The 26,654-nt window shown below is 69.0% G+C and carries 18 protein-coding genes and 1 pseudogene; 5 read left to right on the top strand and 14 right to left on the bottom strand.

The window, feature by feature from the left end; all coding sequences use genetic code 11:
- Nucleotides 1-3: 3 nt before the first annotated feature.
- Entirely contained in the window at nt 4-1,098 is a 1,095-nt protein-coding gene (locus tag FB474_RS11595) for an amidohydrolase family protein (RefSeq protein WP_141788785.1), read from the bottom strand.
- Nucleotides 1,099-1,354: 256 nt separating this feature from the next.
- Here FB474_RS11595 and FB474_RS11600 point away from each other — a divergent pair, with 256 nt between their 5' ends.
- On the top strand, nt 1,355-2,410 hold the full coding sequence (locus FB474_RS11600; RefSeq protein WP_141788786.1) for a zinc-dependent alcohol dehydrogenase family protein: 1,056 nt from the start codon (nt 1,355-1,357) through the stop codon (nt 2,408-2,410).
- Nucleotides 2,411-2,562: 152 nt separating this feature from the next.
- The gene (locus tag FB474_RS11605) at nt 2,563-3,018 is read left to right on the top strand and encodes a hypothetical protein (protein WP_141788787.1); all 456 of its coding nucleotides are present in this window, start codon (nt 2,563-2,565) and stop codon (nt 3,016-3,018) included.
- 288 nt (nt 3,019-3,306) lie between these two features.
- On the opposite strand, the gene FB474_RS11610 is transcribed toward FB474_RS11605, so the two are convergent.
- The 3 genes from FB474_RS11610 to FB474_RS21195 are packed head-to-tail and all read right to left on the bottom strand — an operon-like array spanning nt 3,307 to nt 7,993.
- Nucleotides 3,307-4,704 (bottom strand): D-alanyl-D-alanine carboxypeptidase family protein, encoded by a 1,398-nt coding sequence (locus FB474_RS11610; RefSeq protein WP_141788788.1) that lies wholly within the window; start codon nt 4,702-4,704, stop codon nt 3,307-3,309.
- Nucleotides 4,661-7,666 carry a TM0106 family RecB-like putative nuclease gene (locus FB474_RS11615; RefSeq protein WP_281286361.1) on the bottom strand — a complete coding sequence of 1,002 codons (3,006 nt, stop codon included), beginning with the start codon at nt 7,664-7,666 and terminating at the stop codon, nt 4,661-4,663. The genes FB474_RS11610 and FB474_RS11615 overlap by 44 nt, the downstream gene beginning before the upstream one ends.
- A gap of 27 nt (nt 7,667-7,693) precedes the next feature.
- On the bottom strand, nt 7,694-7,993 hold the full coding sequence (locus tag FB474_RS21195; protein WP_246092147.1) for a hypothetical protein: 300 nt from the start codon (nt 7,991-7,993) through the stop codon (nt 7,694-7,696).
- Nucleotides 7,994-8,441: 448 nt separating this feature from the next.
- Here FB474_RS21195 and FB474_RS11620 point away from each other — a divergent pair, with 448 nt between their 5' ends.
- Nucleotides 8,442-9,014, top strand: a complete 573-nt coding sequence (locus FB474_RS11620) for a nuclease-related domain-containing protein (RefSeq protein WP_281286362.1) — start codon at nt 8,442-8,444, stop codon at nt 9,012-9,014.
- A gap of 363 nt (nt 9,015-9,377) precedes the next feature.
- Here FB474_RS11620 and FB474_RS20755 read toward each other — a convergent pair whose 3' ends face one another.
- Both FB474_RS20755 and FB474_RS21485 read right to left on the bottom strand, forming a co-directional pair.
- Nucleotides 9,378-10,523 carry a hypothetical protein gene (locus FB474_RS20755; RefSeq protein ID WP_246092148.1) on the bottom strand — a complete coding sequence of 382 codons (1,146 nt, stop codon included), beginning with the start codon at nt 10,521-10,523 and terminating at the stop codon, nt 9,378-9,380.
- Nucleotides 10,524-10,558: 35 nt separating this feature from the next.
- Nucleotides 10,559-12,151: pseudogene (locus FB474_RS21485) on the bottom strand (DEAD/DEAH box helicase); the annotation flags it as partial.
- Between the two features lie 369 nt (nt 12,152-12,520).
- On the opposite strand from FB474_RS21485, the gene FB474_RS11630 reads away from it, so the two are divergent.
- A complete protein-coding gene (locus tag FB474_RS11630; protein ID WP_141788791.1) occupies nt 12,521-13,858 on the top strand; it encodes a DUF262 domain-containing protein in 1,338 nt (445 codons plus the stop codon).
- Here the strand turns inward: FB474_RS11630 and FB474_RS11635 are convergent.
- Both FB474_RS11635 and FB474_RS11640 read right to left on the bottom strand, forming a co-directional pair.
- Complete coding sequence (locus FB474_RS11635) at nt 13,761-14,561, bottom strand: hypothetical protein (RefSeq protein ID WP_141788792.1); 801 nt, start codon at nt 14,559-14,561, stop codon at nt 13,761-13,763. The two genes, FB474_RS11630 and FB474_RS11635, sit on opposite strands and share 98 nt — an antisense overlap.
- 110 nt (nt 14,562-14,671) lie before the next feature.
- Complete coding sequence (locus FB474_RS11640) at nt 14,672-15,457, bottom strand: CBS domain-containing protein (RefSeq protein ID WP_141788793.1); 786 nt, start codon at nt 15,455-15,457, stop codon at nt 14,672-14,674.
- A gap of 784 nt (nt 15,458-16,241) precedes the next feature.
- On the opposite strand from FB474_RS11640, the gene FB474_RS11645 reads away from it, so the two are divergent.
- The gene (locus FB474_RS11645; RefSeq protein WP_141788794.1) at nt 16,242-17,522 is read left to right on the top strand and encodes a homing endonuclease associated repeat-containing protein; all 1,281 of its coding nucleotides are present in this window, start codon (nt 16,242-16,244) and stop codon (nt 17,520-17,522) included.
- A gap of 137 nt (nt 17,523-17,659) precedes the next feature.
- Here FB474_RS11645 and FB474_RS11650 read toward each other — a convergent pair whose 3' ends face one another.
- The 6 genes from FB474_RS11650 to FB474_RS11675 all read right to left on the bottom strand — a co-directional run bounded on the left by FB474_RS11650 (nt 17,660) and on the right by FB474_RS11675 (nt 26,426).
- Nucleotides 17,660-17,833, bottom strand: a complete 174-nt coding sequence (locus FB474_RS11650; protein ID WP_141788795.1) for a glycoside hydrolase family 3 N-terminal domain-containing protein — start codon at nt 17,831-17,833, stop codon at nt 17,660-17,662.
- 311 nt (nt 17,834-18,144) lie between these two features.
- Nucleotides 18,145-18,654 (bottom strand): hypothetical protein, encoded by a 510-nt coding sequence (locus FB474_RS11655; protein WP_141788796.1) that lies wholly within the window; start codon nt 18,652-18,654, stop codon nt 18,145-18,147.
- 1,298 nt (nt 18,655-19,952) lie between these two features.
- Nucleotides 19,953-20,927 carry a hypothetical protein gene (locus tag FB474_RS11660; protein ID WP_141788797.1) on the bottom strand — a complete coding sequence of 325 codons (975 nt, stop codon included), beginning with the start codon at nt 20,925-20,927 and terminating at the stop codon, nt 19,953-19,955.
- Nucleotides 20,924-23,365, bottom strand: a complete 2,442-nt coding sequence (locus FB474_RS11665; RefSeq protein ID WP_141788798.1) for an AAA family ATPase — start codon at nt 23,363-23,365, stop codon at nt 20,924-20,926. The genes FB474_RS11660 and FB474_RS11665 overlap by 4 nt, the downstream gene beginning before the upstream one ends.
- Complete coding sequence (locus FB474_RS11670; protein ID WP_141788799.1) at nt 23,366-24,556, bottom strand: exonuclease SbcCD subunit D; 1,191 nt, start codon at nt 24,554-24,556, stop codon at nt 23,366-23,368.
- Nucleotides 24,557-24,581: 25 nt separating this feature from the next.
- The gene (locus FB474_RS11675) at nt 24,582-26,426 is read right to left on the bottom strand and encodes an ATP-binding protein (protein ID WP_221632520.1); all 1,845 of its coding nucleotides are present in this window, start codon (nt 26,424-26,426) and stop codon (nt 24,582-24,584) included.
- Nucleotides 26,427-26,654: the final 228 nt, after the last annotated feature.

Raw genomic sequence — 26,654 nt, forward strand, 5'->3', positions numbered from 1 at the left:
CGGTCACCGCGGGGTGCCGGCGACGCCGGTCTCGCTCTCGGCGGCCTCCCCCGCGGTCTCCGTGGGGATCCGGGCGATCCGCTCCTCGCGGCGCACGTCGAACTCGTCGCCCTTGAGCTCCTTGAGCCTGGCCTCGGTGTCGATGCCGTAGAGCCGGGCGATGTTGCCGCCGATGATCTTCTCCTTGACCTCGTCGGTGAGCGAGACGCCGTACTCGTCCTCGATGTCGGCCGGGATCTGGAAGGCCATGAAGTCGTCGAGCTGCCACTGGGGATACCAGATCGGGAAGTCGGTGCCGTAGATGATCCGGTCCGGGCCGAGCCAGAACAGCAGGTTCGCCATGACGTTGCCGAAGAAGCGCGGCCGGTTGTGCACGAAGGCCAGCGCGACGGCGAGCGAGGCGTAGACGTTGGGGCTGCGCGCGGAGAGCCAGCAGAAATCGTCCAGCCGCGGCAGGCCGACGTGGTCGACGATGAAGTTCAGCTCGGGGTAGAGCGTCGAGGGCTCGTCGATGTCTCGCACGTCGAACCGCTCGAGCGCCAGCGGCTCGACGGCCGGGCCCTTGTGGAAGTGCATGTTGGTGATGCCGAGCTCGATGCACCGCTCGTACAGCGGGAACACCATGGGGTCGTTGGCCTTCCAGCCGCGCGACTCCCCGCGCCACTCGGCTGTGTACCACTTGAACCCCCGCATCCCGAGGTCGGTGACCTGGTGGTCGACCTGCTCGAGGGCATCCGGCGAGCGGGGGTCGATGCCGCCGAGCGCGATCAGCCGGTTGGGCGCGCGCTTGACCAGCTCGGCGTTGCGCTCGGGGTTGACGAAGCCGGTCCTGTAGAAGTCCATGAGGACCTGCGTGGACAGGATCGCCATGTCCGAGTCGCCCTGGACGAACATCGTGTCGAGGTACCAGTCGGGGTCGACCTTGCGGAACTGCGTGTCGTAGTCCATGGTCCACTGCGGCTGCCCGGTCGGGTTGAAGCCGTTGTGGAAGGCGTAGAACGTCTCGATGAAGGCGTCGCCGTACCGGTTCTTCGTGTTCTCCGGGCTGGCGTCCCAGTAGCCCGTGTGCGCGTCCATACAGAACTTGCCGTTCTTCATGCCAGCTCCTCCGGTCTCGTGCCGCAGGGAGAGAGCCACCCCGGTTCGCCCCACCCCCGAGCAAACACCCCGTCCGGGGCACGGGATGAGTGCCCAAGGTCCCTAGTGCCCGCCTTGTGGGGTCGCTCCCGGTATGCCGGGTGGCCGGCTGGGACGTTGCGCCCTACCCGCGTCCTCCCGGGCCCGACCAGAGTGAGGACTGGCGGACCCGGAGCGGGGCCTCTGCCCTGGGGACCATCGAGGGAGGACCAGACCCATGAAGGCACTCGTCTACCACGGACCCGGGCAGAAGGCGTGGGAGGAGGTCCCGGACCCGGTGATCATCGAGCCGACCGACGTCATCGTCCGGGTCGAGACCACGACGATCTGCGGCACCGACCTGCACATCCTCAAGGGCGACGTCCCCGCCGTGACCGACGGGCGCATCCTCGGGCACGAGGGCGTCGGCACCGTGACCGAGGTCGGCCCGGCGGTCTCGAGCGTGGCGGTCGGTGACCGGGTGATCATCTCGTGCATCAGCGCCTGCGGGGCCTGCTCCTACTGCCACCAGGGTCTCTACGCGCACTGCCTGGCCAAGGAGGGCGCCAGCGGAATCGGGTGGATCTTCGGGCACCTCATCAACGGCACCCAGGCCGAGCTGGTGCGGGTGCCGTTCGCGGACAACTCCGTCTACAAGGTCCCCGCGGGCGTGAGCGACGACGCCGCGGTGATGCTGTCCGACATCCTGCCGACCGGCTTCGAGATCGGCGTGCGCTACGGCAAGGTCAAGCCGGGCGACGTGGTGGCCGTGGTGGGGGCCGGCCCGGTCGGGCTCGCGGCGATGATGACGGCGAACCTCTACGGTGCCGCGCGGATCATCGCCCTCGACCTCGACGCCAACCGGCTCGACCAGGCGCTGACGTTCGGCGCGACGGACACCGTGGACAGCAGCGCCCCGGACTGGGAGCAGCGGGTCAGGGCGATGACCGACGGGATGGGCGTGGACGTGGCGATCGAGGCCGTCGGCATCCCGTCGACGTTCGAGGCGTGCACGAGGATCGTGCGGCCGGGTGGGTCCGTCGCCAACGTCGGCGTGCACGGCGCTCCCGTCCAGCTGGCGCTGCAGGACCTGTGGATCATGGACCTGTCGATCACCATGGGCCTGGTCAGCACCTCGACCACGCCGATGCTGCTGAAGCTGGTGGCCCAGCACAAGCTCGCGGCGGAGCGGTTCGCCACCCACCACTTCGGGTTCGACCAGGTGTTGGAGGCCTACGACACGTTTGGTCGCGCGGCCGAGTCCAAGGCCCTGAAGGTGGTCATCCGCCGCTGACGCGCGGGCGTGGCACGACTGCGGAGGGTGCGGCGTAGTCCGGCCTCACCCCGGTTGGTGAGTGCTGTCCGCGGCCGGCGGACCTAGCGTGGGCACCGGAGCAGCCGCCCGGGTGGCGGCATGCGACCACCTGCCTTGCACGGGAGGACGCCATGGGCACCACGGCGACCGGGACTTCGTGGCACCGGCTCCGTCGGCGCGCGGTCGCGGTGGCCGCAGCGCTCTCGGTCGCCGTCGCGCTGGCTGTCTTCGCGCCAGGGCAGGCCTGGGCGGGACCCCCGCCGCCCTCCTGCACACAGTCTGTCGACCCACCGTCGAAGCAGGGCGCCGACGTCGTGGCCACGGTGCACGTCGACTGCGACAAGGTCGCCGCCTCGATCTGGACCTGGGTGACGGTGGAGTACTTCGGCGGGGGGTCGTGGCACGGCGGGGATCGCTACGCCCAGAGCGGCACCGACCACCAGACCGCGAGCGCGACACGCTCCTCGAAGTCGGTCCTGTGCCCCGGGGTGCTGTCGACCGTCACCTTCCGGGCGGTCGGGCGGTCGCGGGTCAACGGCCACAGCATCCAACGCGACACCTCGCCGGCGGTGAGCCTGCCCTGCTGACCGGGCCGCGCCGCTCTTGGCCTACGCCTGAGCGAGCCTCCGGGAAGCCCGGCCAACCTGTCCGCACTGCACACAGATGATGACCGGTCCGGCCGGATGCCAGACCAGGCGACGAGAGAGCGTGCTGCGGCAGTTGGAGCACGAGCGGGCGGCCACTTGGCGAAGGCGCTGGCGTCGGGACTGTGAGGCGGTGGGCGTCTGCGTCATTGGGCAAGAGTCGGGTCTCTGCGCCCGTGGGCTATGGGACTTCGGTCCTGCGGCGGGCAGCACTCATCCACGTCGCCACGGCTACGGCAGGTGCGTCAGGCGCCAGAACACGGACGGCCCCACGACCGCGCTGTGCACCAGCCCAACCTCGGCAGTCGTGTGGCCACTGAGGGCATCACCCTGGGTCAGGGTGATGCTGCCGCACGGTGCGCGGGCGGCAGCGGGCGTCACGATCACGCACGCGTGCTCGCGCACGGAAGTCGCCTGTTCCGGGACGACCAGCCCGGTGCGGTCGGCGGCGACGGCGAGCTCGACCGGTTCACCCCAGGGCGTCACCGCCCACCCGGCTCGCGTCCCGGCGATGGCCGTGCGGTTGAGCTGCAGGGCCCCGAACGCCTGCCTGACCAGCGTCCTCGAGGTGGCCAGCGCCCTGGCCAACGCGTCCAGAGGGGCGATGCCCACCGACTGTCCCAGGACCGCCCCGACGAGCGTCACCGGCCGGCCAAGGATCACCTTGCTCGCCGCGAACAGCAGGTTTCCACCCGCCGCGCGGGTGGACCCCGTCTTGATCCCGATGACACCGTCCTGACCCAGGAGCACGTTGTAGTTCTCCACGAGGCCGGCCACGGGGAAGCGTGCCGTGCGCTCACCGACGATGGACCGCAGGACCGGGACCGTCAGGGCGCGCTCACCGATGCGAACCTGGTCGGTGGCGGTGCTCGTGGTCCTCGGACTCAGGCCGCTGGCGTCCGCGTAGTGGGTACGTGTCGCGCCCAGCTGGCGTGCGGTGCGGTTCATCTTCGCCACGAACGCCGGCGCGCTGTGCGCGTCCCAGGCTGCGAGCAGGTCGGCCACGTTGTCCGCGGACGGCAACATGAGGGCTTCCAGTGCCTGCCGCTCGGTGATCCGTTCGCCCGCCCTCACCTGCAGCAACGAGTCCCCTGTCCCGATCGCTGCGGTGTAGGCGTGCTCGTCGGCGTGCCCGACGCTGAGGAGTGGCCCACTGTGTGATCCGGTCAGCGGATGGTCGTGCAGGATGACGAGCGCGGTCATCACCTTCGCGACGCTCCCGATCGGGATGGGTCGGCCCGTCCCGTGCACCCCCAGCGTGCCTATGCCCTCCGCGGTGACCGCTGCCTGCCCCTCGTGAGGCCAGCTGAGAGCCGGAAGCCTCCCCGGCGCAATCTCAATCACGGGCAGCGCCGGCCGCACCGCGGTCACCGGCAACGGGGCGCCGAGCCGTCGCACCACACCCACGCCCGCACCCACCAAGACGGCCACCATGGCAAGACCCACCACCAGGGCCCGCCACCGCCACCGACCCGCAGACCTGAGCACTTCGCGATCGTAGGCGGCGAACCCATGAACCGACCGGCGGGGCGGTCCACCCGGCCCCCGCATCACGGTTACCTCACCCGTCCCGGGGCCCGTGACCTCAGCCGACGTCCCCCAGGAGCAGTTCGCCCGGGACGGCGGCATCCTCGACGTAGCGGCAGAGCGCGTTGACCGCGCGCAGCTGTTCGGGGGTGTGCACCTCGGCGTCGAGCAGGGCGGGGCTGGCCACGACGATGCTCATGGCCTTGGCCCGCGAGAGGGCGACGTTGAGCCGGTGCAGGTCGTAGAGGAAGTCCACGCCCCGGGGCGCGAGCGCGGCGCTCGAGCTGGCCATGGAGTAGATGACCACCGGCGCCTGCTGCCCCTGGAACTTGTCGACCGTGCCGACGCGGATGCCGTCGGGCGCCAGCGCATGGAGCGTCGCCACGTGCGCGTTGAACGGCGCGACGACGAGGACGTCCTCGAGGGTCAGCGGGCGGGTCACGCCGTCGGGGTCGGTCCAGCAGCGGGTGAGCAGGTCCTCGATCAACGCGGCGACGACGGTCGCCTCCTCGATGCTCGTCGCCTCGCGCCCGTCGTGGGCCACTGGCACCCAGCGCAGGCCGGCGCCCGAGAGCGGACCCTCCCCCGAGATCACCTGGCGCTCACGATGCGGCGCCGACGCCAGACGACCGTCATACGAGAGCTCGGAGACGAACCGCGTCACCTCCGGGTGCATGCGGAAGGTCGTGCCGAGGAAGACGCCGCAGTCCTCGGGCACGGTGTCGTGCTCGCCGATGAGGTGCTCCAGTGCCGAGACGCCCGCGCCGTAGGGGTGGGTGGCCTGCGTCGGCTGGGTCAGCTGCTGCGGGTCGCCCAGCAGCACCAGGGACTTCGCGGCCCCGGCCACGGCGACGGCGTTGGCCAGGGAGAACTGGCCGGCCTCGTCGATGACGAGGACGTCGACGGCCTCGCGCATCTCCGGGCGCGCCCAGAGCCAGGCGGTGCCGCCGACGAGGCGCACCGACCCGTCGGCCAGCCCGTTCACGGCCTCGCCGTTGTCCTTGGTCAGCCGGACCTGCCCGTCCATGATCTCGCCGGACTCGGGCAGGTCGCCGACCTTGTGCAGCGCGGGGCGCTTGACCTCGGTGAGCACGTGCCGGATCACGGCGTGCGACAGCGCCGTGACGCCGACCTTCTTGCCCGCGTCGAGCAGGGCGCGGATGAGGTGCGCCGCGGCATACGTCTTGCCGGTGCCGGGCGGGCCCTGGACGGCGAGGACCTCACCGCGCAGCCCGAGCCCGACCCGGACCACGACGTCGGCGGGCGCCTCCCCCGGGCGCGCGGCGAGCGCGTCCGCCGGCGGGACGACGCCGGCGACGAGCCGGGCGCCCATGGAGTCCTCCCCCGCGAGCACGCCGGTGCCGACCGCGGCGATCGAGTCGCGCAGGACGCCGTCGTTGAGCGGGCCGGGCGGGCCGAACCCGCGGGGCACGCATGGCTCGGCGCTGGCCTTCATCGACAGGTCGACCCAGCCCTCGACCGGGTGGAACCCGCAGACCTTGCCGACGCTGGTGTGGGTGTCGACGTCCTGGGCGTAGTCGCCGACCTTGAGCTTGAAGTCCTGCGTCGGGAACGGGTAGCGCCACACCCGCGAGGTGACCTTGCCGGCCTTGCTGAGCTTGCTGTCGACGTGGGCGGGCTCCCCCGGCGCGCCGATTGCCGTGGCGTCCTCGATGAGGTCCTCGGTGTCGAGGTCGGCGTAGCGGAAGAACTCCCACCACGCCGGCCGGGCCTCGCGCCGGTGCCAGCCGACGCAGCCGGCGAGCAACTCGTGCCCGGCGTCGACCAGCGCCTCGGCGAGCTCGGTCTCGGCCCGCTCGGCGTCGGAGATCTCCTCGACCTCCGGCGGCTGCGGGCGTTGCAGTTCGTGACCCGCCGCCGCCAGCTCGTCGCGCCGCTCCTCCAGCCAGGCATGCAGGTCGTGGGTCGACCTCACGTCGTCGCGGTTGTAGTCGGCGATCCGCTCGAGGACGCCGTCCTCCCGGTCGACGAGCCAGCGTTCGTACTCGATGACCGAGCTCATGGCGTCGGCGACCTGGTCGTCCTCGCCGTGCCGCGTGTGCCCCCAGTAGAAGTCCTCGAGCTTCTTGATCGAGTAGGACCCCTTGCTGATCCGCACGCCCTGGCGCACCACGGCATACAGGTCGACGAGGCGTTCGCCGCGCAGCAGCTGGTCGAGCTCGGCCTCGCGCGTGCCGTGCCGGCCGGTCAGGCGCGCGAGCGCGGTCCGCTCGTAGGGCGCGTAGTGGTAGATGTGCATGCCGGGGTCGTCATGCCAGCGGCGCAGCAGCTCGTCGACGAGGTCCTCCGTGAGCTGCTTCTCCTGGTCGAAGTCGTGCGCCCAGAACGCGGTGAAGGTGCCGCTGCGGTCCCAGATCCCCGCGAGGTACTCCCGGCCCGCGCCGCCCTCGGCCCACGGGTCGCCCTCGAAGTCGAGGTAGACGTCGCCCGGGCTCGGGTCGGGCAGCCGCTGCAGCCCGCGCCCCGGCTCCGGGGTCAGCAGCTCGTATGCCGCGTGCTCGCCTTCGCGCTCGGCGAGCTGGAGGCGGGCCTGCTGGCTCAGGCGCCCGGCGGTCTGCCGGGTGAGGATGGAGGCGATCTCGGCCTCGGGCGTCTGGGCGAGCTGCTTGAGGGTGGTGATCCCGTTGGCGCGCAACGCCTCTCGCTGGTCCGAGCGCATGCCGGCAACCTGGACGAGGTCGTCGGTGTCGAGCCACTCCTGCTCGCAGCGCTCCTGCCAGCGGCACTGGACGCAGTGGCCGACGGGGGCGGGCTCGGTGTCGGGCTGGTGCTTGATGGCGTCGAGCAGGGCCGCTCGGCGCAGCCGGGCGTAGGGGGCGACGTCGACCAGCCGCCACGGGTGCTGCTCCTTGTCGCCGGTGACCACGACCAGGTGCCGCGGGGCGACACCCTGCAGGGTGGTGAGCCGCTCGGCATAGGTGGCCATCTGCAGCAGTGCGGGCACCTTGAGCCGGCGGGCGAGCTTGGTGTCGGCGATGTCGTAGGACCAGTCGCCGAGGTCGCTGGGCCGGTCGGTCTTGAGCAGGAAGTCGGCGTAGCCGATCCAGAGGCCGTCGAAGAGGGTGGCCTGCTAGATGACGTCGGCGCCCTCGCGCATGGCGCGCAGCGTCTCGATCTCGGCGAGCTGCTTGTCGCTCGTGCGGGCGATCTCGGTGACCGTCAGGCCCTGGTCCTTGAGGCGCTGGAGGTAGTCGGCCTCGTGGGCGTTGCCCTTGGCGAAGATGAGGTTGAGCGCGTCGTCCGGCGCCTTGGCCCCGCCCCGCTCGCCGGAAGTCGCCGCCTGCAGGTCGAGCGTGGTGATGTGCGGGCAGGCGACGTGCTTGGTCAGGTCCGTGGGGCTGAGCACCAGCCGCCCGTCGACTCGCTGCATGGCCCGACCATGCCACAGGGGTGGGACAGCCGCGCCGGTTCGAGATCGGCAACGTCGAGGGGTCGACACCTGGAAACCTCAAGACTCGACAAGACCGCAGGTCAGACGACTGCGACATCCCTAACCTCGGGCCATGACCACCGATGGGGCGACTCAGGGAGGCGCAGCGGGCACCCCTCCCGACGTCACCCGGCTTCGCTATTCGGGCCGGTGCCGGTGCGGGGTCACGATGGACCGGGGCGAACGGGCAGGCTACGACCGAAGCTTGCGACAGGTGGTTTGCCTGGCCTGTATGGCCGACCGCCAGGCAGGCCTCGTCGACCTGGGCACGGTAGCCGCGGAGGTGATCGCCCCTCCGCTACCGTGCACAGCCGGAGGGTAGGCGAGGCGCGAGTTCGACCGCCGGGCGGCCAAGAGGGCGGCACGTCTGGCGCAACGGAGTCGCTTCATCCGGTTCGCTGCCGCGTTCACCCGCGAGCCGCAGTCGACGACCGCCTGGGCAACGGGCGCGGTCGGTGAAGAAGTCGTCGCCCGGCCCCTGACGGTCCTCGCGGAGCGGGGGGTCCTGGCCCTGCACGATCGACGGATCCCCGGCCGGCGCAGCAACATCGACCACATCGTCGTCTCGACGGCAGGCGCCCTCGTCGTCGACACCAAGCGCTACCAGGGCGCCACAGTTCGCACCGGCCGGGTCGGCGGTATCTTCACGCCTCGCCGCGACGAGCTGCTGGTGCGTGGTCGCCTCGGCTCCAAGCTCATTGACGGCCTCGATAAACAGGTTGACGCGGTGCGGTCCGTCCTCGTTGCCGGCGGCTTCGCAGACGTGCCGGTCGGCCGCGCACTGTGCTTCGTCGACGCCGACTTCCCCTGGTTCACCAGGATCATGCGCGTGGGCGACACCTGCGTGGTCAACCCGCGTGGCCTCCTCGATCTCGTCACACGTCCCGGTCCCCTCGTCAGCGACGATCAGTGGTATGCCGTGTCCTGCCAACTCGGCGAACGCTTACGTTCGATGGATTAGGGCCGCAGCCATCGCCTAGGGTCCGTGGGTGAGTAGGGGCCAGGTGTCGTCACAATGAGCATCCGACGGCCAGAGCGACATTGCTGAACTCGAGGCGACCGCCGTCTCAGCCGCGCACTTGGTGGCGCTAAGGACGCTGAGGCCGGTCCTCGTGTCGGCATCGCCGTGACCTCTCTGCAGTGTGGGCAACGCTGGCATCGACAGCCGGTGGAGTCATGCCGTCGCTGCGACTCCGGAGGTGGACCAGGGTGGTGGGAACTGGGCCTGGGCGTCCGACAATCCCGACGAGGCGCGCGACAACCCAGCCGGACAAACGGTGGAGGGCGTTCATCCATTTGGGCCTCGAGCATGACGCGCGCGTCGTTACTTGTGGGCGAACGCCTTGCTCATGTCGAACCGCTCCTCGAGCGCGTCCAGCTCGTGGTCGAGTCGGGCGAAATCAGGCCACAGGCACTCCAGCCTCCTGAACTCGCCGTCGTGTCCCCGGCCTGGCAGCACATGGTGGACCAGTTCGTGCCAGAGCAAGTACTCGAGGAGCTCGTCCGAGATCTGGGTCTTCGGCGCCTGGAGCGCGCAGTTGACCTCGATGATCGGCCTGCCCTTGCCCTTGCCCTTGCCCTGCAGCTGCACGTTCCAGAAGGCCCACGCTCCCGAGATCGGGTGACGCGTCCAGGAGATCGGTGGCAACAGGGCAGGTTGGAGCAGATCCGCCACCTCCGGTGCCGCGTCGCGGAGGATCTGGCGCCCGCGATGCGCGGTGCGTCTGAACGGCTCAAGGAGGTCCCGATCGCTGCGTCGAGCAAGGAGGGGCAGCGTGCTCGTCGAGCCCGGGGCCGGGTGGTCGACGTTCTCCGGGTTGCCGAGAAGGTCCGATTGCCGCGCGGACTCCTGGTTCACGGCGTCGTAGAAGAGCCAGAAGCTGGCGTATGCCATCCGGGCCAGCGACGACTCGTAGGCCTCACGCAGCAGCTTGAGGCGCTCGTCCTCGCTCAGTGGGCCGGCATCGCGCAGCTCGGCGATGATCCGGTTCAGGGACAGCACGCTTCGGACCTTGACCAGCGGCGGGGCAACCCGCTCGGAGCGGCAGAACTCCACCACGGCCTTCACGTCGGAGACCACCGGCTGCGGGATCGGCAGGTCGTCGAACATCTCGACTGGTCTGAGGTAGGGCTCGGCCGAGAGCTCGGCGTCGATGACGCGCTGCCAGCGATCCTGCGAGTGGGCGAACACCGGCACGTTGAGGTACCCCAGCTCGTAGAAGCCCACGAGCTCCGTCGAGCTGAGGGTCGGCATACAGGGGATCCCGCCGGTGAGCTGCTCGTACGCCTTGGCGATCCGGTACAGGACATCCGCCGGAATCGCCTCACCGGAGATCTCGTCCAGGACGGGGGGCAGACCGCGGTCCCCATCCGAGCCGTCCGCATCCGGCTCGATGCCGGGCAGCTCAACCGGCGAGAGCACGTCCACGTCCGCGCTCCAGCGGTCCCGCAGGTCGACGATGTGCGCCACCGCTTCGCCACCCCCGCAACACCGCGCAGGACGCGGCCGATCATCTGCCGCAGGACGATTCGGCTGCTGGTCGGGCGCGCCAGGAACGCGGTGCGCGCATCGGGGACGTCGACCCCCTCGAGCAGCATCCCGACGCTCACCAGCACCGAGTTGCCGGTGCTCTCGCGGAATCGCGTCAACACCCGGGTGCGATGGTCCTCGGAGCGGCTGTGCAGCACCTCCGTCGTCACGTCCTCGGCGGCGAAGAGGGCTCCCAGGCGGTCGGCGTGGGCGATGTCGCAGGCGAAGACCAGGGTCTTGCCCCACTCCTCCTGGCGGCTGAGCCAGGCGTTGACGATCAACCGGTTTCGAGACTCCCGGTCGAGGTCACGGAGCACCGAGGCGGGCACGTCTCGCCCGGCGATCTCCCTGGCCTCCTCGGGCGTCAGTTTGACCAGCTCGTGGGTGTCCACCGTGTGGAGCCGCGGTGTCGCCAGCACGCCGGTCTTGACTAGGTCCCGGGTCTCGATGTCTGCAATGCGGACGGGGAACCGCTCGCGCAGGCGCGCCGTCATCGCGCCGCCCCTCGGCCACGGCGTTGCCGTGAGGCCGACCAGCATCGTCATGGGCGCCTTCTCGACGATGTAGTCGAGCAGTCGCTGATACGTGGGCGAGACAGCGTGATGGGCCTCGTCGACGACGACGACGCACGGCCGCGCGAGGAATGCCTCGAGCCGTTTGCGCGCCGGGTCGGTGAAGCCGGCGCCGGTGACCGACTGCCTCGTGGCACAGACGACATCGACCTCGGGGTCGGCCAGGGCAGAGGCCGGATCGCCGCCACCATGGATGACTCTCATCAGCCGTGCCCGGCTGGCGGGGAGCACCGCGGCGTGGTCGACGAAGGCGTGAGCGGCCTGGTCCACGAGCTCTTGCTGGTCGGCGAGCCAGAGCACCCGGAGGGCAGGATCGCTCGCGAGCCTCTGGATGAGCCAGTGCACCATGGTGTACGTCTTGCCGGCACCCGTGGGGAGGACCATGAGACCAGCGCGGTCCTCGCGGCTGGTGGCGGCCCCCATGTCAGTCAGCCGCTGCCACGCCTGGCGCTGGTGCGCGTACGGCTCACGCCGGTCCGGTGCCCCTTGACCCTTGAGGAGGATGCGGCCCCATTTGGCGGGGACAGCGGGCGGCGCGACCCCGGCCTCATGTTCAATGCCGACCTTGTGCGCCTCGATGAAGGCCTTCCGCAGGACGGACCCAAGGTGGTCGGTGGCCCGGCGGCGACTCAGGAAGTCGCGCATCTGGGACCTGGTCCTCAACTCGACGCTTCGCTCGCGCCCGGTGAGGCCGAGCTGGACCAGGGTCGCGATCGGCTCGAGCTGGGCTCGCGTGAGGGTGGGGAGCCACTCATCGCGCAGCACCGGCGCAAGCACGACCTCGTGCCCGGCCCCGGGCGGCGAGCCGAGCACCTTCGCGGCCTGTGCCGCGATGACGCCGTCCTGCAGCAGCAACATGCGCTCCACGTCCCCGGCCTGCCCCTTGTCCGCGTAGGCAGCAACGCACAGGGCACGGGCGACCGACGGCTTCACCGCCTCCCAGGAGAAGCGCCAAGACACAACGGTCTTCGACTCGGCTCGCTGTCCAGAATCCATGGATCCCCCACTGCTTGTGATCGTTGGATCAGTGAGCCATGCCCCGCGGCAGTCCGCACCCGAATCGGAGCCGAATCAGCCGTTCGGACGATGCTGAGAGACGGGGGCGCCGAGATGTCCGACCCATTCGGGCAAGCTGCTCGCCGGGATCGAAGTGGTGGGCGCCCGCGCTTGACGGCGACTACGCGGCGCGGCAGTCGCTCACCTTCGACCGGGACGTCGTGCTGCCGGACCTGTCGATGCCGCATGTCCAAGTGGCCTGCCCTGGGACTTTCCGCGATCTCCCGACCAGGTGGTACTCGGCAACTCCGTCTGATCGGTTTGGACAGAACCGCGCGAGTTGCCGCGCCCGGGTCTATGTTTCGGCACATGGCTGCGACAGCGCTCGCCAACGGCGCCCTTGAACCACGACTGGTCGGCACGATCGAGGGCAAGTTCTACGTGCCTAGTTATCAGCGCGGTTACCGCTGGGGCGAGCACGAGGTGAGGTGCCTGCTCGACGACATCGCCGCTAGCGACGGCCAGCCCTACTACCTGCAGCCAGTCGTGGTGAAGAAGACCGGCGACGAACGATGGGAGCTCGTCGACGGCCAGCAACGGCTGACGACGCTGTACCTGATCCTCGGCTACATCCGGAAGCACCTTCCTGCCGCCAAGCGCGGGTACTCCTTGGCGTACCAGACCCGCGCGGGTAGTGCGACGTACTTGGAGGACCCAGTCGAAGAGCAGCGCGGGCAGAACATCGACTTCTTTCACATCTTCGAAGCCGCAGAGCAGATCCGGACCTGGTTCGAGAGTCGGCGCGACCCGGCCATGGCGGCTGTGAACTTCTACAAGGCCTTGTCCGAGAAGGTGCATGTGATCTGGTACGAGGCGCCCGCTGACGTGGACGCCCGCGCCCTGTTCGTCCGGCTCAACGTCGGCCGGATCCCACTGACCGACGCCGAGCTGGTCAAAGCGCTCCTGCTCTCCCGCGCTCGGCGTCCCGAGGAGGTCGCGGCGCAGTGGGACAGCATCGAACGCGATCTGCGGGTCCCCGAGGTCTGGTCGTTCGTCACCGGGCGAGCTGGCGAGGAGCCAACACACATCAGCCTGCTGCTGGACACCATCGCCGGCGGGCCAACCGGCCGGGATCGCCCGCAGTTCCACACATTCGACCGAATCCGGGAGCGCATTGAGCGGTCCTCGCCCGAGGACTTCTGGGAGTCCGTTGTCGACCTGCACTCGCTGGTCCAGGGATGGTACGACGACCGAGACCTCTTCCACTGGATCGGCTATCTCGTAGCGACCGGGTCACGCTTCGAGGACCTCGTCGCCCAGGCCAAAGACAAGGCCAAGGACGTGTTCAACGCTGAGCTGCGCGCGATGATCACCGTCCGGCTCGGCCTCACGGACACCGCACTGCGCGACCTCACCTACGAGCAGCACTACCGACAGGCCTCCCGCGCCCTGCTGCTGATGAACGTCGAGACGGTGCGGAGGTGGAAGCGCTCCCACGAGCGGTACTCATTCCGCGCTCACGCCGCCGGGTCCTGGTCCCTGGTGTGGTCGGTCAAACAATGTCCGTCCGATGGTCACAACGACATTGTTGAGCACGCCCTGGCCGGACCTAGGACTCTGACCGGTCCTGTACGACGGACCACCCGTCGGGGTCGCTGTAGCGCAGGCCGGCACCGGGCATGCGCGGCCAAAGCCAAAGGTCTGTGAGCGGCGTTGGAGGCACGAAGTTCGGCATTGCGAGGCCAGCTGCGCCCGGGAGAAATGACGAGTCGAGTGCGAGACTCACCCCCATGCCGGCGCTCGTGTCCGTGTCGAGCGCCAGAAACAGGTGTCGACGGTCGGCGTTGGCACGCTCCAACTTGCGAACTCTTCTGGCGAGCTGTTCCCCCGCGAAAGCGTCGTCCAGCCACTTGTCGATCTCCGGCCCGTCCCATCCGCTTGCGGCGAAGGTTCCAGTCGTTATGCGAACAACCCCCTCGCGCCCGGGCGCTGGGTCATGGGCGAATACGGCTTCAATACCCAGGCGTGCTACCGCTGAGATCAGCTCTGGGCTGACCGCTGAGGGAAGCTTCCGAACCCCCTGTTGCTCCGCCGCGGCCAACAGCTCAGGTAGTTCGGGCGAGCGCGTCAGTTCCTCCACGCGTGTCAGCGGATAGATGGACACGCTCCAGCTGAGCTTGCTGTTGATTCTCAGTTCAGTCTGATCCGACAAGGCCGAACGCAAAGCTGATCGATCGGAGTCTGTCCAGGCCGTTACCTCGACGGCATCGGTGACAGTTTCCCCCTCTAGGTGCTCGAAATCGTGCTTCCCCGTCGTGCCGGGGACATCGGCAAGTTCGAGATGGCCAAGAAATGGTTCCAGGCGATTCCGCGCCCAAGCTTCGGTCGGCGACTCGCCGGATCCGCTCATGTGCGCCTCCAATAGGTCCAAATGCCAACTGGGCTCGCGAACCCGTTCGCGATTGCGTCGACGACCCCGATGCCGGACGAGCGCAGCAGCCAGCCTTCGGGGTCCGCATGCTAGGGGATCGAGGACACGGAAGTCAGGGTGGCGAGAGCTGTCGATACCTCCTCGGCCGCTCTGCTGAGGGTCGCCAGCTGGCTAGCGTTGCGTCCGCTCATCAACGGACGCGCTGGGTGCATCACCGTGGGCCGGAACTGGCAAATTGCGGTCAACTTGTCGCGCAACCCCTTGCCCCAGGGGGAAGCGCCCTCGGCTGAATGTGAGAGGAAGAGCTCTGCGAGGTCCTGCAAGTACAGGTACTCCACCGGACTGGTTTCCGAGTTGGCGGCGTACGCGGCCTCCCACCGTGCGCGAACGTCACCGTGCACGCGCGCGAGCACGACATCTGGGTGGACAGCTGTCCGAACCGCTTCGGCAAGGAGCAATTCGATGCCCGCCACAAGGAGGTAGAAGTGGCTGCGCACTGCGTGCCGGTCGAGGTCGCTCGGGGTGACGAAGCCGTCGATGCCTCCTTCGCCCACGACGAACACGAAGCCGTCTTTGGCTAGCAGTTCGAGCACCTGGCTGATGGGGGACTGGCCAGACACGAGCGCGGATCGCGAAAGCGGTCGGAGAACACTTTTGACGTTGTTCGCCGCCTTGAGCGTCGACGTTGAAACCCAGCCCACGAGTCGTCCATCTTGAGTCACTGGGGCTTGGTCAAATCGGCGGGTGGTCAGGCGCTCGTGCGCCACGACTGGAGCCTCCGCGTGGTCGACGAACTCCGCTTCACTGATCGCTGTAGCGATCTGTCGTGCCGCGAACACGCGCAGCAGGCTGGCACCATCGTTCGAGACGCGCATGGTCTTCTTCCCGCTTTCGACCTATCTTGCTCACCGACTGGCTGGTGAACCGTATGGCATGTGCCCACGATGACGCGGCCGCGACACAACCTTGATGCCGGGCACGACCTGCGGGCGTCGGTCGAGGTCCGGGGGTCGGGGGCTGACCTTCGGGGGCCGGCGTCGAGCCGTTCTGCGGGGCGTCGTAGCGGCACGCATACAGGGCCCCACGGGCTCCTCGTTCGCAGGTGTGGTGGTCAAACAATGACCCGTCCGATGGTGGGGCAACATTGCTGAGCACGAACAGGTTCTGGGGCAATGCAGGGCCTGGCCGTGCGCTCTCCGGGGTGTCGGCAGATCTGCGGTCATCCTGTCGGAGCCGGCGAACCCTGCCGACGAGTCCAAACGAGCACTGTCATTAGGCACTCACGAAGAGACGGTCGCGAGGAGGCCCTCCACTCCGCAGGCGGCCGCCGCAGCCGCAGACCAAATGCGATGCCTCCCTCAACGACGCCGTGCTGTCCCGCACGTTCACGTACCTCCCAGCGGAAAGGCGGCCAAGGGGACTGGTTCCAGATTCGACGTCATTGCGTCGGAATGTTGCCGAGCGGTGGCATGGCCTTCCAAACACCGGCTGTCCTTCGGCGGTGGAAAGAGCTCGTTGATGCCGGATGGCTAGAGTCCGGTGCGCCGGCTTGCGTGGCACCCATAGGCCTAGCAAATTGCCGCCTAGAACCACTTCCGCTGAACCGCGGGCAACCAAAGACTTTCAAGTGCCCGCTCTGACATGGGGGTTGACCCAGAAATGACCGACCAGGAGCCGTGGTTGCACGCGTATCTCGAGTTGGGAGCCGATTTGCGGGAGGCCGGGCTGATCGGGGGCATCAGTCACCAGGAAGTGTCGAACAGGCTCAAGGAACTGGACATTCCGGTCCGCACGCTCTCCGAAACTAACGCGCTGCGCACAAAATTGGCAATCGCCAAACACGGGGACGCCATAAAGGAGTCCTTCCTGCAAACCCGAAACGTAGCCGTCACCGCAGCCGAAGTGGGTGTCGCCAAGAAAGTCGTCGAGACGTATCTTGCCCAGGAGGTGCCTGACTACCAAGTATTGGCCCGGGCGCCCCGCAATGTGGGCAAGAACTTCACCACTGAAGAACTGGCCGCAAGCCTGAAAGAGGCCGCCACCACCGTACCCGGTAACCTGTCAGTTGAGGCGTATCGGCGGTTCATTTCGGCATCACCAACGCTATCCACCGGACGGAATCGGCCTGGTCCACAAGCCATGCACCTGCGATTCGGCAGCTGGAACGGCGCCCTCGAAGCGGCAGGCTTACCGGCCAACCCACCTGCAGGCCCACCCAAGCAGTACGACAACCCCATAACCGTCCTGGAGTCGGTGGTTGCATGTTGGCAGAGCCTCGGTCATCCCCCAACCGTTGCAGATTACGACAAGTGGCAGCGAGGCAAGGAAGGCCATCCGTCTCCGGCAATAGCCGTGCGCGTACTGGGCTCTTGGAACACCGCGCTCGTGCGCGCTTGGCAAGTCGTTCATGACCATCAACTGGACCAGGATGACCTTGATGTCGCCATCCCGACCGGACTCGGCCAGCCATCGCCGGAGTTCCTTCCTTACAGTCCGGCCGACGAAAAGACTACGCTCCTATCGGCGGTTCAAGAGACCCAGTCCGCCCTTCCGGAACTGGAGAAGGCAGTCCGGAACCACGCGAAACTTCAAAACTCGCTCGCGAACCTCGTGAAGGCTCATGGACGCGATCCCCTGAGCCCCGGAGCGACAGAGGCGAAATTTGACCTTGCGTTTCGTGACGACAACGACGCACTGGTAGTGGCCGAGATCAAATCCTGCACGAACGACAATCTCGAAGGCCAACTCCGGCTTGGCCTCGGGCAGGTGCTTCGCTATGCCCATCAACTACGCCAGACGCACACCGTTGTGCGGCCGGTTCTTGTAACCCAACTCGAGCCTCCGGAAGATTGGCGCCTCCTGCTCACGGAGCTCGGGGTAGCGAGCATTCACGAGGCCAAGCTCGGCCCGGGCCTGGCGACAGTTCTCCAGGGCTGCTGAGCAGTGACGCCGTTGGGCGGCAGCTGTCGATCACATGGTGCCTCGGCTCGATCGGAGTACTTCGGCACGACGGCCTCGCAGCAAGTGGCCACCGCGGCTTGAGCCGCGCGAACACAGGTGCGTGGTAGTCGGGGCGGTCATGCCTGCTGCGCCGCCTTAGTCAGCAGAGCCGCGGCGTCGTCGCCCGCACGCAGGGCGCGCATGGCCACTTCGGCGGAGGTTCCCGCGGCGCGGGCCGGGGCCATCCACAGCGAGTCCGTGATGATCAGCCCCCGGTAGCCCAGCTGGCGGCGCAGCAAGTCCCCCACCAGGACCGGCGAGAGACAGGGCTCGGTCTGCGGGGTCGGTACCCCGCCCCTATCGGCACCCTGCCGACTTCGTTAGTCCACCCTGCCCGTGCTGGTCCAGGCCCGCGGTCGGGGCTCGACCTTAGGCGTGGCCTTGGGTTTGGGGTTCGGTACGGACCAGGACCTGGTCGAGGCCCCGGCCTCGGGCTCGACCTGTGCGTCTGCGGCGGCGGAGAGGAGCATCTGGTCGGCGAGCTCGTCCGCCGGCGGCTCAGCGGGCGTGGCCTGCTCGAGAGGTGCCGCTGGCGCTTCGGCCGGTTGCAGGGTCTTGGTTCTCATGTGGCTTGCCTTTCATCCAGGGGCACGGTGTTCTTCAGGACCACGTGCCAGACGGCACGGGGGGTCAGGGCGCGCTCAACGTGGTCCGGGGGCCGGCCGCTGGGGGCGTGGGTGAGAACGCCTCGGACCAGGGTGACGCCGTTGGGTAGGACGGCGACTTCGCTGGCCCGGTGGTTGGTACCGAGCAGGAAGGCGTCACGGGCGAATCGAGCTCCGGCCCGGCGTAGGGACTGCACCGTCAGTGTGGGCGCGGCGACCGCGAAGATGTCTCCTTGCCGGTGCACGGTGCGGCCCATGCGCTCGCCGAGCTGAACCGGTTCCGGTTTGAGGGCCTCATAGGCTCCGGCCACCGTGGTCGGGTACACGCCGGCGGGGAGCTCGCAGAAGAAGTACAGCGGGGTGTCTTCCTGGTGGTCGAAGCCGGACAGGTAGTACGCGGTGCGGCGCTGGCTGGGCCCGTGGCCGCTTCCGCCGCAGTCGGCGCAGGCGCTGCCGTGGGCCCGCACACCCAGCCCACCGGGACCGGCCGACCCGCCCGGTGCCGCGGCAGGCGGGACACCGGCCGGTGTGGACGGCGGTGGCCCAGATCAGGGACTCCCCCGGCCGCCGCCGGGGGGCGCTCCAGAGGTAGACGGTGTTGCCGTCCTCACCTGGTTGCAGGGTGACCCGGCCCCCCAGGGGGGCGCGGAGGACCTGTTCCCAGCCGACGGGCGCCCAGCGTTCGAGTCCGTGGGGCTGAGCGGTCAGCACCGCTCGGGTGACGGGCCCGGCCTCGGCGAAGTCGGCGTGACCGCTCTTGCTGAGCCACCCGAGTCGCTTGTAGTCGGGGCTGTTCAGGACCCGCAGTCTCGTGGCGATCTCTGCTTCGGTCAGCCGCACCCAGCCCATGATGGGTTCACGCTCGCTGCGCATCCCCAGGGGTGGGTTGATGGAGCGCACGTCGACGTCAGTGAACCCATCGGGGGTGTCGTGGATGAGGTCGATGGTGTCGTGCTCGATGCCGGCGGCGCCGAGCACGGCGAAGGGGAGGCTCAGCGTGGGGATGCCGGTGCGTTGGAGGCGGTCGCGGACCAGGGCCTGATGCCGTCCGATGGAGACTTGGGGGTCGGCGTTGAGCAGCCACAGGCGCACGGCGCCCGGGGGTCCTATCGGGCTGGCCATGGGCGCGTTGGCGAGGCGGAGCCGCCCACCCGCGTCGACATGCAGCTCCTGCCTGTCGGTGAAGTCGCCGCTGAAGGCTGCGTTGGACAGCCCCAACGCGCGTTCGATCCAGCGGTCCACCACACCTTCGTTACCCCAGGAGGCCATGCGGTTCAGACCCCCCAGGCCGGCGCGCAACGCTGGCGGTCCGGCCAGATGCCAGGTCGGCGCGGGTTCCGGAGGATCGGGGCTGACGCCGAGACGGGTCGTCGCGCAAAGCGCTGGGTTAGCGGCGGCCGCGCGATGGCTGTCTTCCCGACCAGCGGGGCGGCCCTGGGCGCGACTGTGACCTTCGGTGTTCCACCACTGGCGTCGTCGTGAATCAATGCCGGATGCCCTACGTCCATCGCGCGCCGGTGCCCGGCCGCTCGTCCCACCAATACCTCCCCCCGCTCCCGCAACATCACACGCATAGGAGTCGCGTGCCTCCTTCATCTGGGTGAGGTGCGACGTAGACCGCTATCAACGGCGGCGGGCCCGGGGTGTGCAGTCACTCCCGCCAGCAATCACAACCGTGGTCAACCCGATGCGGAGCGGGTGGGCGCCAGCCCTCGATTGCCGGGCCCATGCAGGGGTTGTGGGTGCCGCGGGCTGGTGCTGGCGGCTACGGCGTCCCCGCCTTGCGGAGCGCCCGGTACAGCAGTTGCGCGTCGCCTAGCCTGTGTCGGAGTTCGCGTTCCAGACCACCGATCGGGACGAGATTCTGCGGGGCGCGCGGGTCCTTGTGCGGGACGCTGGCCAGTGGCGGGAGGAGACTCGCGGTCACGCTGGCTAGGCGGGCGGCCTGGGGTGCAGGGAGGTCTGCCGAGCACTCCAACCGGACTACGCCCGACCAGGGTGCCGCGGAGGGGCCGGGCAGCCGCAGGTACCAGGCGTGGCGGATCCATGAGGTGCCCATGGTGAACACGGGGGTCCGCTGCCCGGGCGCGAGCGCGGCGACCGTGGCAGCCTGGGGGGTCGGCAGGTATGCGGCGTGGTGGGTCTTGATGTATCCGACGGTGCGCGGCAGGTGGGTGCGGCCGCGCAGGGGCCCGTCGACGAGGAGCAGGTCGTCCTCATCGGTGTGGCGGGCTCGAAAGTTGAGGGCGAGTCCGACCTCGGCGTCTGCGAGCCGTTGTTGGAGGGACAAGGACAGCTCGGCCGGTCCGCCGCCGGCGGCCGGGCGGACTGGGTAGGACCCCAGGGGGGTGAGGATGTCGGCCGCGTGCGGTGCTGCGGTGAACAGGCCGCGACCGACGGTGACGTCGAGGATGCGGGCTGCGCCGTTGCAGCAGACGAGGCCGGCGGCGAACGAAGCGGCGATGCCTGGAGTCGGGTGCGGGTCGGGGCCGTGCACCCAGATCCGGGCGTCGATGCGGCGGACGCCGTCGAGGAACAGCACGGTCGCCGGGGGCTGGATCGCTGGGTCGGGGTTGATTGGCGCCCATGCGTCGGCAGGGACCTCGACGTCGAGGTTGAGTTGGGCGCTGGACTCCTGGAAGATCCCGCTGTCGAGGTCGGCGGTGAGGGCCAGACCGTATCCGGGGTCCCACGGGTCGACAGTGATAGCACCGATGGCCAGCGGCGCGGCGGTGGTCATGTGGGCATCTTCCGCACGCGTGATGTGGTTGCGTCGCGGCTCACCACGAACTGAACGGGGACACGTTCGGCTAGTGCTGGGACGTGGGTGACCACGCCGACCATCCGGTCCTTGTCGGCGGCGAGCCGTTCGAGGGTGTGGGCGACCGTGTCGAGGGTGTTCTCGTCAAGGGTGCCGAATCCCTCGTCGAGGAACATCGAGTCGAGGGCGCGCATCCCTGCGGAGAGCCCCACCACCTGGCGGGACAAGGCCAGTGCGAGTGCCAGCGAGGCTTGGAACGTCTCGCCGCCGGACAGAGTGTGTACTGGTCGGCGGGTGCCCGCGTCGTTGTAGTCGATGACGGCGAACTCGTTGCGACTGGTGCGGTCCAGCTCGTACTGGCCGCCGGATAGTTCCATCAGGGTCGTGGACGCCTCGGTGACGAGGGAGTCCAGCGCTTCGCCGCACAGCCAGCGCTCGAACTGGGTCGCCCGAAGCAGGTCGCCGAGCGTGGTCGCGACCGCGATCTCGTCCGCGCACGCGGCGAGCTGCTTGTCGAGTGCGCTCGCGCGTTCGCGATCGGTTCTGATCTTGTTGAGGGCCGCGTCGGCGTGCGCCTGGTGCCCGGCGAGAGCTACCGGCGCGACGTCGGCGTCGGGGATGTCCTCGAGTCCGTGTTCGGCCAGGAGCGTGTGGACGATGTCGAGGATGCTGCCGACTTTCGCGCGCGCATTGGCGGCGGCCTGGTCGAGCGAGGGCTGGGCGGCAGCGCAGGCTGCGTTCTGGCGCTGAGCCCACGTGAGAAGCGTGTTCCAGTCTTCGGCCAGGTGGTTGCCGGTCAGCGGTGGCGGCGTCAGCGCAGAGAGGGCGTCCCGGGTCGCGCCGAGGGTCCTGCGAGCCTGTTGCTCGGCAGCGTCGAGCGCGGCGCGCGCGGTTTCTGCGGCGGAGACGGCGGCGCGGGCACGCCGGGCTTGCTCGGCGGCGTCGGTCACGGCGTGATCCGCTGCCATGATCGCGGCGAGGGCTGCCTCGACGTCGGCTCGGCTCGGCGCGCCGTCGAGGGAGGCAGTGTGCTGGAGCAGGAGCGCTTCGGTCGTCTCGACGTCCCGCTGGGCGCCGGCCACCTTGGCGGCGCTCACATGGGCGATGGCGGCCGCCTTCTTGCACTGCTGCCTGGCCGCGGTGAGAGCTGCGGTCGCCTGTTCGAGGTCGGTTGCTGGCTCGTGATGCGGCAGCGCCTGCACCTGCTGCTGGCAGACCGGGCAGTTGTCGCCCAGGTGCAACGTCGCAGCGATTGCTGCGGCAGCGTGCGCGGCCCGGGCAGTCGTCTCGTCCGCGCTGGCCGTTTCGACTGCCGCCTCCGCTGCCTCAAGGCGCAGGTGTGCCTCGGCCTGTGCCGCGCGCAGGCGTTCAAGCGCGGCGTTCTGATGTGTGAGCGTCTGCTGCGTGTCGGCGCAAGCGGAGTAGGCGGAGCGCCAGCGCTCGTAGCGCTCGGAGTCGCCGAGGCTGCCGCGCACGACGCGGGCCTCGTCCTCGGCCACTTCCGTCAGGTGGCGGGCGGACCGAGCTGTGGCTACCTTCATGTCCTCGGCCGCGATGCGGGCGGCCAGATCGGTGACGCCGTCGGGAATCGCGACTTGGGCGAGCTGCGCGGCGGCCGCGCGGTTTTCGTTGGCGGCGGCGGCGGTCTGGGCGGCGCCGGTGCGGGCGGCATCGAGCCCGTCGAGCTGCGTGGTGACGCTGGTCATGAGTTGGCCGAGCTCGTCGACGCGAGCTCGTGCCTCGTCCTCCGCTTCCTTGGTGGCGCCGGCCAGCTCGTCGCGCTGGGCCTGCAGGATCGTCCGGCTGGCGGTGGCGAGCTGTGCCCGCTGGCGGGCGCGCTGGCCGACCTGTTCGTATACGCCGTATGCGAGGAGCTGGACGAGCAGGTCCTGCCGCTCACCGGGCTTGGCCTGGAGGAACTCGGCAAACCTTCCTTGCGGCAGCAGGACGCACTGGGTGAAGTGCTCGTAGCTCAGCCCGAGCAGGTCCTTCACCGCGGCAGTGACGCGGTCCGCGCCTTCAGCGATCTGTTCTACGCTGGCCTCGAGCACTGCGTTGAGGTCGCCGTCCGGCGAGACGCCACGGTCCAGTCGGTCGAGCCGAGCTTCCCTCGTGTGAACCTTGCCCCTGGCGTCGCGGGTCAGTAGCCGCACCGCGGCATACCTGGCATTGGCGGCTTCGAACACCAGGGCCACGCGGCAGGCGTTGGCGGACGGGGCAAGTGCGTGGGCAATCACGTTCTCCTTGCCCCACCGGGGCACGGTGCCGTACAAGGCGAAGCACAGTGCGTCGATGACGGTGCTCTTGCCAGATCCGGTGGGCCCCACGAGCGCGAAGAAGTCGACGTCGGTGAAGTCGAGGTCCGTGGCCTCGCGATAACTGCCGAAGCCGTCGAGGAACAGACGGAGCGGGCGCATCTAGCCCTCCTGGTCCGTCAGGGGCGCGTCTGGTGGGGACGTGATCTCATCCAGCAGGTCGCCGAACAGCCTGGCGATTCGCGGGTCGTCGATGTTGGACTCGGTGAGGTAGTCGGTGAACAGCTCCTGGGGGGAGCGGCCCAGGCGGCCCGAGCCTTGGGCTCGCTGCCCGCCGGGGCGTACCCGGTGTGCTTCGTCGAGCTGAACCTCCAGGGCATTCGGCAGGGTCCCGCGGACCAGATCACCGAGCCCGGCGCGGGCTGGCTCGGCGAGGACGACCCGAAGCCAGGAGTGGGCCGCCTGCTCTCCGGCTGCGACGACCTCGTCAAGGGTTCCGCGAAGGGTAATGAGAGGTCTTCCGCCGACAACCGGGACTCGCCGCACCGTCGCGCGCGTGTCGGGGGTGGCGGTGACCACCAGGGCGACCGACTCGTTGGACTCTTCACCGAAGTCGATCGCCAGTGGTGACCCTGAGTACGCGATGGGGCAGGCGCCCTCGATGTCCTGGCTGCGGTGCAGGTGCCCCAAGGCGGTGTAGTGCGCGCTCGCGGGGAACACGGTCGCGGGCAGCTCGTAATCGAGGCTGGTTTGCACGTCGCGTTCCCCGCCGCCTCGGCGGCCGCCGAGCAGGGTGCCGTGCGTCATGACGATGTTCACCGCGTCCGGGGTGAACCCGGCGGTAAGCGCCGCCACCATCTCGCGGACGCGGCGGCTGTAGCTGAGCGTGTGCTCCGACGTCTCGCGAAGCAGTGTCTCCGCGGCCCGTACCGCATACCGGTGCGACAGGAATGGCAGCACCGCGACATTCACGACCTCGCCGGCGCGGGTGGTGAGCGTGACGGCGCCACCGGCGTCGGGGCGTTTGGGAGTGCCGAGCAGGTGCAGGCCCAGTTCGCCAAGCAACGGCCGGTACACCGCATCCAGCAGGTGACCGTTGTCGTGGTTGCCGGCGATCGCGACGACGTGCCGACCGTGACCCCGCAGTGCGAGCAGGGTCTCGATCACGAGTCCCTGCGCTTTGGGGCTAGGCGTGGCCGAGTCGAACAGGTCACCGGGAATGAGGATCGCGTCGACGTCTTCGGCGTTTGCGAGCTCGACCAGGTGGCCCAGGACGGCCTCATGCTCGTCATGGCGCGGCTGGCCCTTGAGCACCTTGCCCACGTGCCAGTCGGCGGTATGCAGGAACTTCATCGGTACCCCCGGGATGAACGGTCGGCTAGAACGGTGGCGCGTCGCCGTCGGCCCCGGGGATCGTGGCGAAGGGGTCGTCGGGGGGCTTGGGGCCGTCGTCCACGCCGACCCAGGTGCCCTTCTCGGTAGGCCGCGTCGCCCACGCGGGGAAGGGGAACTCGACGACGAGCGGCACCGGGATGTCGGGTTGAGAGACGAACATCGTGCCGGGTTTTGCGAGTGTTGCGCGGGCACGTTGGGAGGGCGGCAGGTAGCCGTACTCGGGCCGCGTGGCCTCGGCCGCGTCGAGGCGGCCGGCGACGCGGATTGAGCAGTTGGCAACGATTCGCCGCTCGACCTCGCTCGCGGTCTGCTGCGCCCCCACGAGGATGACCCCGAGCGAGCGGCCGCGCTCGGCGACGTCGAGCAGGATCTGCTTGATCGGGGAGTCGCCTTCCCGGGGTGCGTACTTGTTCAGCTCGTCGAGGACGACGAACATTAGCGGCCGGGCGGTGCCGGAGCGCTCCTTGCGTGCGAGCTCCTGCCGCAGCGTGACGCCGACGACGAATCGCTGGGCCCGGTCCGGCAGGTTGTGCAGGTCGACCACCGTCACCTGCGCTTTGGATGTGGTCACTGACCGCTCGCCGCGGTAGGCGAGGTCACTGCGCACGATTGCAGAAAGCGGCTTGACCGAGGAACGCAACCTGCGCAGGAAGGCGTTTACGCTGCCGGTGGCGCTGCTGCCGGCGACCCACTGCGGGCGCAACGTGTCGTCGGCAAGCTCGGCTTCGAGCAGGCTCACCAGATTGTCGAACGTGCGCAGCACCTGCGCGTTCGCCGGGTCGACGTTCGCCACCTGGATGGCGCCGTCAGTGCCGACAGGAGCAGCGTCGCGGCGCAGCCGGGCGGCGACCTGTCCGATCAGCATCGTGTACTGCGCGCGCTCGTCCTCAGCGTCGGCGAAGACGAATGGGAGCAGCTCCTGCTCGGCGAACTCCGCGAGTGTCCAGTAGAACGGGTTGACTGCCTTGTCGCGGGCGGCGACGTTCGGCGTGCCGGAGCTGTCCCCGGGCCGGGGCGGCGCGAAAACCTGGACGTTGCGGAACGGGGTGGGTGGCAGCCCAAGCGCGACGTACGAGGCCCGCTGGTCGGCAGTGAGCCTCCTATTGGTGTAGTCGAGGAACAGCAGGTCCTCGCCCTTGACGCTAAAGATGAGCGCCTTCGTGTTGTGCGCCTCGCCGGCGAGGACGCCGCAGTTGAACATCGAGTGCAGCAGGAAGGTTGCGAACGACGTCTTCGTAGCGATGCCGGACACCCCGGAGATCGACACGTGCCCGCCGCGGGTGCCATCGACGAACTCGAAGTTGACGAACACTGGCTGGCCGTCGCGCCCGAGCCCGACCGGGACCTTCGCGTCGCCCATCTCGTCGAAGTACAGGGCCGAATCTCGCTGCGGTCCAGTCGCCCTCGAGACGGGTGCGCCGGGCCGCGGCGGCACATACACCTCAGGTTCGACCCGGGTCACCGTTACTTCGGCGACCTCGCTGACCTCGGCGGGCAGAGCCCCGGCTTGGATCAGGAACACATCGGACGAGAATCGGGCACCTTCATGGGCAGCTTCGACATTCGTGACGATGCCCGCGAGCTGCACCGGCGGCTGGCCCCGCATCACACGTCGTGTCACGACGATGTCGTCGAGCTGGAGATACTGGTCGGCGGCAAGCCCGACGGAGAACTTCAGCGGCGTGGCGGGCACCGTGCCGACGACCAAGCCCACCTGCTGCCCAGGTCCGACCGGCGCGCCGTGACCGTTCGCAGCAGTCGCACCCGCAGTGGCGGGTGCAACGGCTGCGCTGAGGCCGTCACCGTCATCCTGTCGCACGTCAGCCATGTACCCACCCCAGGGTCCGCACCGGTCTTGGCGGGAGTTTAGGTTCCCGATGAGGCGCGCAGCGGTGGTTTGACGAGCCGCTCAGCGGGACGACCTGGGATCGACCCGAATGGAGGAGTCGGCGGGTCCCCCTTTCGGCGAGTTGGTGCGGGTCTATGACTTGTAGAGTCCGCCATCCTGCCGCCTGTGTGACGCTCCGGCTTCGACTGGTCACCGGTCCCGACTCTT

This window comes from Oryzihumus leptocrescens (genome assembly GCF_006716205.1).
Classification (GTDB): Bacteria; Actinomycetota; Actinomycetes; order Actinomycetales; family Dermatophilaceae; genus Oryzihumus; species Oryzihumus leptocrescens.